The sequence below is a fragment of the Larsenimonas suaedae genome, from assembly GCF_023712105.1.
GTDB lineage: Bacteria > Pseudomonadota > Gammaproteobacteria > Pseudomonadales > Halomonadaceae > Larsenimonas > Larsenimonas suaedae.
This window is the reverse complement of record NZ_JAMLJI010000001.1, coordinates 1,012,268-1,024,191: the sequence shown is the minus strand read 5'-3', so window position 1 is coordinate 1,024,191 and position 11,924 is coordinate 1,012,268. Positions and strand designations below refer to the sequence as shown.

Here is an 11,924-nt window from a genome sequence, read left to right as displayed (position 1 = left end):
CTCATGACACTGCATATCGTAGGTGACCTGCAGGGGTGTTATCAGGAGTTTCAGGATCTGCTCGAGGTGCTTGCCTTTGACGACAGCGACGATGAACTCTGGGTGGCGGGCGACATCGTCAACCGGGGGCCGGGTTCGCTCGAATGCCTTCGCTCAGTCTATCAGCGACGCGATCGCATCAAGATCATCCTCGGCAATCACGACCTGCATTTGCTGGCCGTGGCCCATGGCCATGGCCGGCTCAAGAAAAACGACACGCTGGCCCCGATTCTGGACGCGCCGGATTGCGCCGAGCTGATCGAGTGGCTCAGGCGACAGCCGTTGATGCGCGTCGATCGAGCGCACGACGTGGCCATGGTGCACGCAGGCCTTCTGTCGAGCTGGTCGGTGACCAAGGCCGAAGGGTTGGCACGTGAAGTGGAGGAGGTGCTTGGTGGCGATCAAGTCGATGCGTTTCTGAGCCAGATGTATGGCAATACGCCGTCGCGCTTTACGGACACGCTGACCGGCATGGATCGAATCCGCGCCATCGTCAACGTCATGACCCGCATGCGCTTTATCGATGAGGACGGCACACTCGATTTCGCTGCAAAAGAGGGCCTTTCGAGCGCGCCTGATGGCTTCAAGCCCTGGTTCCAGTTTCCGCGTACGGTCGACGATCTGCCGATCGCCTTCGGGCATTGGGCGGCGCTTGAAGGTCGAACGCCGGAATCCGCCATTCGTTGCTGGGCGCTGGACACCGGCTGTGTCTGGCGTGGAACGCTGACGGCACTGACGCTGCCTGATGCGACGCTGACCTCGGTGCCCAGCCGCCAATAATTTCACACCCCGAGGAGGGTGCATGTCTTTCGCACATCTATCGCCTGCGACGCTCAGGCAGTGGCTCGAAAGCGACCGGCCTCTGACCGTCGTCGACATTCGTGACCCTTTGAGCTTTGCTGGCGGTCACATCACACACAGTCAGCACCTTGATAATGCAACGGTCGGTGCCTTCATCGATCAAGCGCCGCCGGAAACGCCAGTCGTGGTGGTGTGCTATCACGGCCATTCGAGTCAGCAGGCAGCGTCCTGGCTTGCCGGTCAGGGCTTCTCGGACGTCTACAGCCTGGATGGTGGCTTCGAGCAGTGGCGTCATGAGCACCTGGACTACGTCGATACCACGTCATGACACGTCCTTTTGACCCGGCCATCGACGGCCTCGATGTGTATCTGGTCGGAGGCGCGGTGCGCGATGCACAGCTCGGCTGGCCGGTGTATGACCGCGACTGGGTCGTGGTGGGCGCAACCCCCGAGACCATGCAGGCGCGTGGTTTCGTGCCGGTCGGCAAGGATTTTCCGGTCTTTTTGCACCCGACGACGCACGAGGAATATGCGCTGGCGCGAACGGAGCGCAAGTCCGGCCGCGGGTATGGCGGCTTTACGGTCGATGCGTCTACCGCCGTCACGCTTGAAGAAGATCTCTCCCGGCGTGATTTAACCATCAATGCCATGGCGCAAGCCCTCGATGGCACGCTGATCGACCCCTACGGCGGCGTGGAAGATTGCCGTAAGCGGCTGTTTCGTCATGTCAGTCAGGCGTTCATTGAAGACCCGCTTCGCGTCGTGCGCCTGGCGCGGTTTCAGGCCCGCTACGATGCGCTTGGTTTCCAGGTGGCCGAGCCGACCTGGGCGCTGTTGGTAACGATGGTGGGCGCGGGGGAGCTTGAAGCGCTGGCACGTGAGCGGGTGTGGCAGGAAACTGAAAAGGCGCTTGGCGAGTCGGCGTGCCCGGCGTTTTTCGATCTGCTCTCACGACTGGGTGCGCTGCCTCAGTTGATGGGGCCCTCGGTGGACGTGTTGGCGCTTCGCCGGGGCATGGCGCGGCAGGCGCGTCACCTCTCTGTCGAGGCCCGCTGGGCAGCGCTTTTGCAGTACCACGCGTTGCCTGCGCTGACGGCCGTGATGGCGCACATGAAAGTGCCAAAGCGGTTCGCGCAACTGGCAGCGGCGTTTCAGCGCACGCGTGCGTTTTCAAGCGAGGCATCACTGACGGCGTCGTCGGTGCTTGGCTGGCTGAGTGACATCGATGTCTGGCGAAAGCCCGAGCGGGCCGATGCCGTACTTTCGATGCTTGCGCTTGAGGCTGACACCGACACTGAGTCCGTGCTGGTCAAGCGTCTTGGCAAGGCGCGCCAGGCAGCGGAGGCGGTTTCGCCAAAAGCGCTGAGCGCCGAGGGGTATCGCGGTGCGGCCATGAAGGAGGCGCTTGCGACGGCTCGCCATCGCGCAATCGCCCAGGCGCTTGATGAGTGTGACGGCGCGCTATAGCGCGGGTATGCGGTCCGGCCAGGAGATGAGCTGGTCCTGCCATGTGAAGGCGACCGGCGTCAGTGTTTGGGCGGCCTTATCGGCGAAACCGCGCCATAGCTCGCCATAGCTCTGCCCCAGTGCCGGGTGGTGCTCGTTCGGTCGCAGTTCGGCCAGCGGACGCAGTACGAACGCGTAGTCCAGAATATCGCGGCGCGGCAGCGTCGGTGCCAAGGCCCGAGTGAGCGTGCCGAGGGTGAGGAGGTCGATATCAAGCGTTCGTGGGGCGTGGCGCGGGGCATTCGGGTCGCGCCCGAGGGCATGCTCGATGGTTTTCAGTCGCTGATTCAGGGGGCCGGGGTCAAGCTCGGTCCGGACAGCGATCACCATGTTGTAAAACACGCCGTCGCTTTGAATGCCAACCGGTGCGCTTTCGAACACCCGGGAGGGCGTGATGTCGCCGAACGTCTGGGCAAGCGCATCCAGCCCGAGCGAGATCGAATGGGCTGGATCGATGTTGCTGCCAAGGCCTAAAAACGCTTCCTGCATGATGCGCCTACGCGTGTCGCTCGATGGTGACCCCGACCGACTGGGCCTGTGGAACGGCGCCGGGCTTGTGAACGCTCAGGCGCAGCCAGGGAATCTGAAACTCGGCGAGAATCAACGCCGCAGCGCGTTCGGCAAAGGTTTCGATCAGCTCGAACGTCTCGCGGTCTGCGAACTCGAGCAGTCGTTCACTGACGGCGGCGTAGTTGAGTGTTTTTGAAAGATCGTCGGTCTCGGCCGCCGGACGAATGTCCCAGCCGAGTTCGAGATCCAGCAGCAGGCGCTGGTGAATGCGTTTTTCCCAGTCATAGACCCCGATTACGGTGTCAAGGGCAAGACGGTCGATGCGAATGATGTCCATGGCGGTCAGGCCTTTTGAAAGCCGGGAGGGTGAAGCTCGGCCAGCGGCCAGCGCGGCGTGGTGAACATGGTGGCGTGGTCGTGCTCACCCGCCTTCATGCGAAGCGCACCGGCCAGTGCAATCATGGCGCCGTTGTCGGTGCAAAATCGCAGATCCGGATAGAATACGTGCGCGCTCTGTTTGGTCATGACGTCGCTCAAGTAGCGGCGAAGGCGTCGATTGGCGCTGACGCCGCCGGCAACCACCAGGCGTGTGTAGCCTGTTTCCTTCAATGCACGCCGACACTTGATCGCAAGCGTGTCGACCACGGCGTCCTCGAACGCCCAGGCGACATCGGCCCTGGCCTGCTCATCGAGCGTGCCGTTGGACTCAAGCGTCTTCAGGGTGGTCAGGGTGTGGGTCTTGAGCCCTGAAAAGCTGAAATCGAGCCCGGGCCGGTCAGTCATTGGTCTTGGAAAGCGAAAGCGGCCTTCGGTGCCGGATTCGGCAAGCTTTGACACTGATGGGCCGCCCGGGTAGGGCAGTGACAGCATCTTGGCGACCTTGTCAAAGGCCTCGCCGGCAGCGTCGTCGACCGATTCGCCCAAGAGGGTGTATTGGCCAATGCCCTCGACCTTGATCAGCTGGGTATGGCCGCCTGAGACCAGAAGCGCCACGAACGGAAACTCGGGCGGGGTCTCTTCAAGCATCGGGGCAAGCAGGTGGCCTTCCATGTGATGGACGCCGAGTACCGGTATGCCAAGTGCCCGAGCCATGCCGTGGGCGGTCGAGGCGCCGACCATGAGCGCCCCCACCAGGCCGGGGCCTGCGGTATAGGCGATGCCGTCGAGTTCAGATCGAGTGAGGCCGGCCTCGCATAAAACGGTATCGATCAGCGGCAGCAGCTTTCGGACGTGATCGCGCGATGCGAGTTCAGGCACCACGCCGCCGAAATCGGCGTGCATGGCAACCTGGCTGTACAGGGCATCGGAGAGAAGCCCGCGGTCGGTATCATAGAGCGCAACGCCGGTTTCATCGCACGACGTTTCGATGCCCAATACACGCATGGAACACCCTGATTAACGAATAAGGCCGCCTAGTGTAATCGGTTGTTCATGGGCTGTCAGGCACATTGCACTTCGCATGTCCGATGAGTATAATCCGCACCCTCAAGTAAGCTGTGCTTAATTTGTCCGTGCCTTCTGCCTTCGTGTGGAACAGGTTCGGGGCATTGAGCACGTTCATAACCGATCTACTCAACAAGGTGGTGATCGCTTAATGCCTTCTGTAAAAGTACGTGATAACGAGCCGTTTGACGTTGCACTTCGTCGCTTCAAGCGTTCTTGCGAAAAAGCGGGTGTTCTTTCCGAAGTTCGTCGTCGTGAACACTATGAAAAGCCCACTGCCGAGCGTAAGCGCAAGGCGGCTGCGGCAGTCAAGCGTCACGCCAAGAAGGTTCAGCGCGAGCGTAAGCGTTTCGAACGGCTGTATTGATCCGTACCTAAGCGTAATGGGATGTCCTGGTACGCTTAAGAAGGATAAGGAGCGGCTGCCTATGGCGGCCGCTTGCTTTTTGTGCCGATGATTCTCTCTCCTTCGATGTCATTCGCTTACTTTTCGTACTCCAGGCGGCGGTCTTAACCTCATGGCAGGACAGATTCCCCAGCGTTTCATCGACGACTTGCTGGCGCGTGCGGATATTGCGGAGTTGATCGGTGAGCGAGTCACGCTCAAGAAAGCAGGGCGCAACTTTCAGGGGTTGTGTCCGTTTCATGATGAAAAATCTCCCTCCTTTACCGTCAGCCCCGACAAGCAGTTCTATCACTGCTTTGGCTGTGGCGCGAACGGCAACGCACTCCGGTTTTTGATGGAATACGATGGTCTTCGTTTTCCGGAGGCGGTCGAGCAGCTGGCCTCTCGCTATGCGATGGAGGTGCCGCGGGATACCGACGACGACCCCAAGGCCCAGGCGCGTGCCCGTGAGCGTAAACGTCAACAGGAAGCGAGTGAGCACGTGCTCGAGACGGCGGCTCGGTTCTATCGCCATCAGCTCGGTCAGCATGATGCTGAGCAGGCGCGCCAGTATCTGCGCTCGCGTGGGGTGTCCTCAGAGCTTGCCAAGCGCTTTAGCATCGGGTTTGCGCCTGACAGCTGGGACAGCCTCAAGCATGCGCTCAATCAGCGTCAGGTTAGCGAGCAGGAGCAGGTCGAGTTCGGGCTCTTGATCGAAAAGGAAGGCTCCAATCGAACCTATGACCGATTTCGCAATCGCGTCATGTTTCCGATTCGGGACTGGAAAGGCCGGGTGCTCGGATTTGGCGGACGCGTACTCGACGACTCCAAGCCCAAGTATCTGAATTCGCCGGAAACACCGGTCTTTCACAAGGGGCGCGAGCTCTATGGTCTGTACGAATCACGTCAGGCCGCGCCAAGAGCCGAGCGGCTACTGATCGTCGAGGGGTACATGGACGTGGTGGCGCTGGCCCAGTTCGGGATCGACACTGCGGTAGCCACACTCGGTACGGCCACCACGGAGACGCATCTGACGCGGCTGTTTCGACTCGTAAGCGAGGTGGTGTTCTGTTTCGACGGCGACAGCGCCGGGCGTCAGGCGGCGGTCAAGGCGCTTTCGACTGTGCTGCCTCAGATGATCGATGGGCGTCAGGCCCGATTCCTGTTTCTGCCGGAAGGGGATGATCCGGACAGTCTTGTGCGTCGTGAAGGCGCTGACGCGTTCAATGAACGTGTTCTATGTGCCAGCTCGCTTTCCGAGTTTCTGTTCGAGCAGTCAAGCAATGACGTCGATCTAAAGCAGGTAGAAGGGCGTGAGCGTTTCGTGAGCCGAGCGTTGGGCTTCATTCGACTGTTGCCGGAAGGTGTTTTGAAAACGGTGATGATCGATGCGCTTTCCGAGCGAAGTGGCGTCGAGCGGGGGCGCATAAACACACTTTTAGGTGAGAAAGCCGATTCGGCCCCGGCCGATAGTCACTTTGAGCGTTCTTATGACGCCGAGCCGTCATCGCGCGCTCAGCCAGCACGGACGCGGTTTGGCGACCAGACGTTGAACGCGAGCGAGCGTGCGCTTTTGCTGCTGCTTCATTCGCCGGAAAGCATCGAGAGCGTGCCGGAGGGGACGCAGTGGTGCCCTGATACCGATTCGGGAACATTGCTGGCCAAAGTGGTCGAATTGATTCGTGCAGGGCAGTACCGCAGTGCGCAGGTCATCTTGATGCACTTTCACGGCACCGAGCAGGGTGCGCACCTTCAGCGACTGGTCAAGCGTCAGGATCTTTTATTGCCGGCGCAGTATCGCGCGCAGGAGCTCAAGAATCTGGTGGAGCATTTCAAGCGACAGCAAACGCAGTTGTCGCCGCAGCAGGAATACGACGCTTTACGCGAGAAGGAACAGCGTGGAGAACGACTCAACAGGGACGACGCCGTACGGATGTGGCAACTGGCACAGGAACTGTCATCAGGGCAGGGTTGAAACCCGCTCAAACACCCTCATGTAATGGGGTACTAAGCCGAAACGGCTAAACGAACCAAAATAGCATACCTGAAAGCCGAGTCAATGCAGCACTGGCGATGACGACCGTCTCAGCTATAATGGACGATTCGCTATCGAATACCCTACGGGTTCAGGTACATCACATTCTTCTTCGTCGAGATAGGTTTCTATGGCTGGAAATACACAGCAGTCGCGTCTGAAGGAGTTGATCGCACAGGGTAAGGAGCAAGGCTACCTTACTTATGCAGAGGTCAACGACCACCTGCCGGAGGATATCGCAGATCCCGAGCAGGTAGAAGACATCATTAGCATGATCAACGATATGGGCATCAAGGTCGTCGAAGAGGCGCCCGATGCCGATACCTTGATGATGTCGGACAGCTCTACCGACGAATCGGCGGCCGAAGAAGCTGTCGCCGCCCTTGCGGCCGTCGAAGGCGACGTCGGGCGAACCACTGACCCCGTGCGTATGTACATGCGCGAGATGGGGTCTGTCGAGCTGCTTACCCGTGAGGGCGAGATCGAAATCGCCAAGCGCATTGAAGAAGGCACACGTGAGGTCATGGCCTCTCTTGCGTTTCTACCGGGCGCTGTCGATTCGATTCTTGACGCCTACGACGCGACTCAGGATGAAGAGCAGCCCGGGCGGCTTTCCGATATTTTCAGTGGCTTCATCGACCCCGACGAGGGCATCCCGGGGGTGGCCGAAGTCGAAGAAGAGTATGCGCCGCCCAAGCCCGAGGTTGCTCCGAAGGACGGCGAAGAGCTTGACGATGATGAAGAATCCGAAGACGCCGAGGATGAGGAAGAAAGCGCCGGTGATGGTGGCCCCGATCCTGAGCTTGCCCGGGTTCGCTTCGAGCAGATTCGTGAACAGAATGAGCGTACCAAGGATCTGATCGAGAAGAAGGGGCTTGGCGCCAAGGATGTCATCGCAGAGCAGGAGCGCCTTGCCGAGCTGTTCGCGCCGATCAAGCTGGTGCCCAAGCACTTCGAACGCCTTGTCGGTCAGGTGCGTCTCAGTATCGATCAGGTGCGTACGCAAGAACGCGAAATCATGCGTATTTTCGTCAAGCGTGCGAAGGTGCCGAGAAAGACATTCATTGCCTCGTTCCCGAGCAATGAAGCGGATCTGGCCTGGCTTGATATCTTCATCGAAAAGCACCCCAAATTTTCCGCGGCGCTTGAGAAGTATCGCAGCGACATCACGCGGGCGCAGCGCAAGATCGCGTTCGAGGAAGAGTTGGTCAATCTCGACGTCTCTGGCCTCAAGGAAGTCAACCGCAAGCTGTCGATCGGTGAAGCCAAGGCGCGACGTGCCAAGAAAGAAATGGTCGAGGCCAACCTGCGTCTCGTCATTTCCATCGCCAAGAAGTACACCAACCGTGGACTGCAGTTCCTCGACCTTATCCAGGAAGGCAACATCGGTCTGATGAAGGCGGTCGACAAGTTCGAGTATCGTCGTGGCTACAAGTTCTCGACCTACGCGACCTGGTGGATCCGTCAGGCGATTACCCGCTCTATCGCGGATCAGGCGCGTACGATCCGTATTCCGGTGCATATGATCGAGACGATCAACAAGCTCAACCGCGTATCGCGCCAGATGCTCCAGGAGATGGGGCGCGAGCCGACGCCGGAAGAGCTGGGCGAGCGGCTTGAGATGCCCGAAGACAAGGTGCGCAAGGTACTCAAGATCGCCAAAGAGCCGATTTCGATGGAAACCCCGATCGGTGACGACGACGATTCGCATCTGGGTGATTTCATCGAAGACAGCACCATGATCCTTCCGATCGACTCGGCAACCGGTGAAGGTCTGATCGAAGCGACACGCAACGTCCTTGGCGGGCTTACAGCACGTGAAGCCAAGGTACTTAGAATGCGCTTCGGCATTGACATGAATACCGACCATACACTTGAAGAGGTCGGTAAACAGTTCGATGTAACGCGAGAGCGTATTCGTCAGATCGAGGCCAAGGCGCTGCGTAAGCTTCGCCATCCCTCGCGCAGCGAGTCTCTTCGGTCGTTCGTGGACGAATAACGACGCGACTCGCTCGATTAGAAAGCGCCTTTTCAAGGCGCTTTTTTATTGGCTATAAATTATTTATCGAGGTTTCGGTAAATGGACGTCGAACATCGTTGGGCTATGTGTAACGCTTAATACACGTTTTTTTAAATCACATAACCCATGTTATCTGTGGACAAGGAGGGCAGCGTTGACAATAGAGAGTGGACAGATCAGTCACTTAGCCAGGTGTAAGGCGCTTTTTTGACGTTTTCAAGGATCTGTGCAGACCACTAGTTTTAAATCATAAGATCATCTTGGCGAGGAAAGGTGAAATGAGCGGAAATGAAAGCTGTATAGTCCGTCATTTTAAGCACTACGGCCCACTGAGCGAGAGCGATACCAAGCTTCTGCAAGCGCTCGAGAAGGAGCCCATTTCCGGGACTTCAGGGCAAACGCTTTGGGAAGAGGGCGATAAGGCGGGTGAAATATGCACGATTAAATCCGGCTGGGCGTATTCATACCGCAACATCGATGATGGCACACGCCAAGTGCTGGACGTTTTTTTACCGGGCGACATCGTAGGCCTGCGTGAATTCGCCTTCAAGGAGCGAATGAGCGGCATCAAACTGCTGACAGACAGTGTCATTTGCCGGTTTCCCCATAACCACCTGATCGATATCTTTCGCGATTCGACCAAGCTTACGACCATTTTCTTTTCGATCTCGGCGCGCCAGCAGACGCTTCTGACTGAACGTCTGGTCAATCTTGGGCGGCGTAATGCGTTCGAGAAAACCGCGCATCTGGTGTATGAGCTTTATATGCGCTTGAAGCGAACGAATCCTGAGCTTGGCAATAGTTTTGAGCTGCCGCTCTCGCAGCAGATCATTGCCGATGCGCTCGGGCTTAGTGCCGTGCACGTTAGCCGCACGTTCAGTGAGCTTCGCGAAGAAAACATGATCTGTCGGGAACGTAATCACGTTACGCTTTTGGATATCGAGCGGCTTGAATCGGTTATCGGGTTTTCAAAGGCGTATCTGCAGGAACAGGATTACCTGAGTTACGTTTCATAATCCGTGATGTCCCCGCTTAGCTCCGGCAGGCGCTCGAGTGCATGATCCAGAAACAGACGGACCTTGGGTGACAGGGGCTGACGCCCCTGAAAGACAGCCCAAACGCCAGTGTGCGGATGACGAAATTCATCCAGTACTGCTCTGAGTTCTCCGGTCTTCAGGTACGGCGCGACGTAATAGTCCGGCAGTTGCGCAATTCCGAACCCCTCAAGTACAGCGTCCAGAAGGGCAGCCCCCGAGTTGACCCGGTAGTCGCCATCAATGGTTACGTCCCGGCGTTTACCCTGCTCGAAAAACACCCATTTTCGGGTCGAGCCGATAAGGCAATTATGATGGCGAAGATCACCCGGTGTTGTTGGGTATCCGTAACGGGCGATGTAGCCTGGGTGTGCAACCACGAATTCGTTGCGCCGAGCAAGCTGGCGCGCCACAAGGCTTGAGTCTTCAAGTGCTCCAAGACGAATGGCGATGTCGAAATTCTCTTCGATCAAATGCACTCGGCGGTTCGAGAGATGAAGTTCCACCGTAAGCTGTGGGTGGGCATGTTTGAATTCGTTGATCAGCGGTGCTATGAATCGTTCCCCGTAGGTTGTTGCTGCACTGACTCTCAATGTGCCCTGGGGGGCCGAGCCGAGCGACTGCACCGCTTGGGTCGCACTTTTAAACCCGTCGAACAGGGCGTGACAGTGCTCGAAGTAGATGCGACCGGCATCCGTCAGTGACAGTGTTCGAGTCGTGCGGTACAAAAGTGGCACATCCAGTGACTGCTCCAGCCGTGAAATGGAGCGGCTGACGTGTGACACGGACACACCCAGCTCGCTGGCCGCACGGGAAAAGCTCCCTTCGCGAACCACGATGACGAACGCCTCGATTCGATCCCAGTGTTGCATAGCTACAGAAAAGTCCTGCGTATTGTTGTTGAGCGGCAATACTATTATGACAGTCAACGTCTTCTTTAGTGAGGCATCTTTGCCTACACTGAGGAATCTGTACCATCGCCCGGCTGCGAGGCCCGGTACTTTATACGCTATTTATTGGTAATGTGGAGTCGAACACTATGAAATCCCGTGCAGCCATCGCCTGGGAAGCGGGCAAGCCGCTCGAAATCGCCGAGATCGACGTTGAAGGTCCGAAGGAAGGCGAAGTGCTGGTGCGTATCGTTGCCACCGGTGTGTGCCATACTGACGCGTTCACGTTGTCCGGTAAGGACCCGGAAGGGTTGTTCCCCTCCATCCTGGGTCATGAAGGTGGCGGTGTGGTCGAAGAAGTCGGCCCTGGCGTAACCTCGCTTTCCCCGGGCGACCATGTCATCCCGCTCTACACCGCAGAATGCGGCAAGTGCAAATTCTGTCTATCCGGCAAGACCAACCTGTGCAGCTCGGTTCGTGCAACGCAGGGCAAGGGCGTCATGCCGGATGGCACGTCGCGCTTTTCATTGAATGGCAAGAAGCTTCATCACTACATGGGCACGTCCACCTTCTCCGAGTACACCGTCGTACCGGAAGTATCGCTTGCCAAGATCAGCAAGGAAGCGCCGCTTGATAAGGTCTGCCTGCTGGGGTGCGGTATCACGACCGGTATCGGTGCTGTTCGTAACACCGCCAAGGTTGAGCCGGGTGCCACTGTTGCGGTCTTCGGTATGGGCGCGATCGGCCTGTCGGTCGTTCAGGGCGCGCATCTTGCCAAGGCGAGCCGCATCATCGCCATCGACATCAACCCGGACAAGTTCGAATTCGCTCGTCAGCTGGGTGCAACCGACTGCATCAACCCCAACGACTACGATCGCCCCTTCCAGGAAGTCCTGGTCGACATGACTGACGGCGGCGTCGATTATTCGTTCGAGTGCATCGGTAGTGTCAATGTCATGCGTACCGCGCTCGAGTGCTGCCACAAGGGCTGGGGTGAATCGATCATTATCGGTGTAGCCGGTGCCGGTGAAGAAATCTCGACCCGTCCGTTCCAGCTGGTGACCGGTCGCGTCTGGAAAGGCTCTGCCTTCGGTGGGGTCAAGGGCCGTACCGAGCTTCCGGGTTACGTTGACGATTACATGAACGGCAATATCAACATCGATGATTTCGTCACGCACACCATGAAGCATGAAGAGATCAACGAGGCATTCCGTCTGCTGCACGACGGTGAAGCCATTCGTACGGTTCTGACGTACTAATA

12 protein-coding genes are annotated in these 11,924 nt (G+C 58.1%); 8 read left to right on the top strand and 4 right to left on the bottom strand.

Annotated features, from left to right (window positions below; genetic code table 11):
* The first annotated feature begins 3 nt into the window (after positions 1-3).
* The 3 genes from NAT49_RS04795 to NAT49_RS04785 are packed head-to-tail and all read left to right on the top strand — an operon-like array spanning position 4 to position 2,307.
* Positions 4-819: a symmetrical bis(5'-nucleosyl)-tetraphosphatase gene (locus NAT49_RS04795; protein WP_251591080.1), complete on the top strand. Its 816-nt coding sequence runs from the start codon at positions 4-6 to the stop codon at positions 817-819.
* Positions 820-841: 22 nt separating this feature from the next.
* Positions 842-1,168, top strand: a complete 327-nt coding sequence (gene glpE, locus NAT49_RS04790) for a thiosulfate sulfurtransferase GlpE (protein WP_251591078.1) — start codon at positions 842-844, stop codon at positions 1,166-1,168.
* Entirely contained in the window at positions 1,165-2,307 is a 1,143-nt protein-coding gene (locus NAT49_RS04785; protein WP_251591071.1) for a tRNA nucleotidyltransferase/poly(A) polymerase-related protein, read from the top strand. The genes glpE and NAT49_RS04785 overlap by 4 nt, the downstream gene beginning before the upstream one ends.
* On the opposite strand, the gene folK is transcribed toward NAT49_RS04785, so the two are convergent.
* The 3 genes from folK to tsaD are packed head-to-tail and all read right to left on the bottom strand — an operon-like array spanning position 2,302 to position 4,239.
* Positions 2,302-2,835, bottom strand: coding sequence for a 2-amino-4-hydroxy-6-hydroxymethyldihydropteridine diphosphokinase (gene folK, locus NAT49_RS04780; RefSeq protein WP_251591069.1), 534 nt, complete (start codon positions 2,833-2,835; stop codon positions 2,302-2,304). The two genes, NAT49_RS04785 and folK, sit on opposite strands and share 6 nt — an antisense overlap.
* A gap of 7 nt (positions 2,836-2,842) precedes the next feature.
* Positions 2,843-3,193 carry a dihydroneopterin aldolase gene (folB, locus tag NAT49_RS04775; protein WP_251591068.1) on the bottom strand — a complete coding sequence of 117 codons (351 nt, stop codon included), beginning with the start codon at positions 3,191-3,193 and terminating at the stop codon, positions 2,843-2,845.
* A gap of 5 nt (positions 3,194-3,198) precedes the next feature.
* Positions 3,199-4,239, bottom strand: coding sequence for a tRNA (adenosine(37)-N6)-threonylcarbamoyltransferase complex transferase subunit TsaD (tsaD, locus tag NAT49_RS04770; protein ID WP_251591060.1), 1,041 nt, complete (start codon positions 4,237-4,239; stop codon positions 3,199-3,201).
* Positions 4,240-4,450: 211 nt separating this feature from the next.
* On the opposite strand from tsaD, the gene rpsU reads away from it, so the two are divergent.
* From rpsU to NAT49_RS04750, 4 genes are all read left to right on the top strand, one after another.
* Positions 4,451-4,666 (top strand): 30S ribosomal protein S21, encoded by a 216-nt coding sequence (gene rpsU / locus NAT49_RS04765; protein WP_227389497.1) that lies wholly within the window; start codon positions 4,451-4,453, stop codon positions 4,664-4,666.
* A gap of 151 nt (positions 4,667-4,817) precedes the next feature.
* A complete protein-coding gene (dnaG, locus tag NAT49_RS04760) occupies positions 4,818-6,659 on the top strand; it encodes a DNA primase (RefSeq protein ID WP_251591052.1) in 1,842 nt (613 codons plus the stop codon).
* Between the two features lie 190 nt (positions 6,660-6,849).
* Entirely contained in the window at positions 6,850-8,718 is a 1,869-nt protein-coding gene (gene rpoD / locus NAT49_RS04755; RefSeq protein ID WP_251591051.1) for an RNA polymerase sigma factor RpoD, read from the top strand.
* A gap of 299 nt (positions 8,719-9,017) precedes the next feature.
* Positions 9,018-9,755 (top strand): Crp/Fnr family transcriptional regulator, encoded by a 738-nt coding sequence (locus NAT49_RS04750; protein ID WP_251591049.1) that lies wholly within the window; start codon positions 9,018-9,020, stop codon positions 9,753-9,755.
* Here NAT49_RS04750 and NAT49_RS04745 read toward each other — a convergent pair.
* The gene (locus NAT49_RS04745) at positions 9,743-10,645 is read right to left on the bottom strand and encodes a LysR family transcriptional regulator (protein ID WP_251591047.1); all 903 of its coding nucleotides are present in this window, start codon (positions 10,643-10,645) and stop codon (positions 9,743-9,745) included. The genes NAT49_RS04750 and NAT49_RS04745 overlap by 13 nt on opposite strands.
* A gap of 167 nt (positions 10,646-10,812) precedes the next feature.
* Between NAT49_RS04745 and NAT49_RS04740 the strand changes: the two genes are divergently transcribed.
* Positions 10,813-11,922 (top strand): S-(hydroxymethyl)glutathione dehydrogenase/class III alcohol dehydrogenase, encoded by a 1,110-nt coding sequence (locus NAT49_RS04740; protein ID WP_251591044.1) that lies wholly within the window; start codon positions 10,813-10,815, stop codon positions 11,920-11,922.
* Positions 11,923-11,924 lie beyond the last annotated feature (2 nt).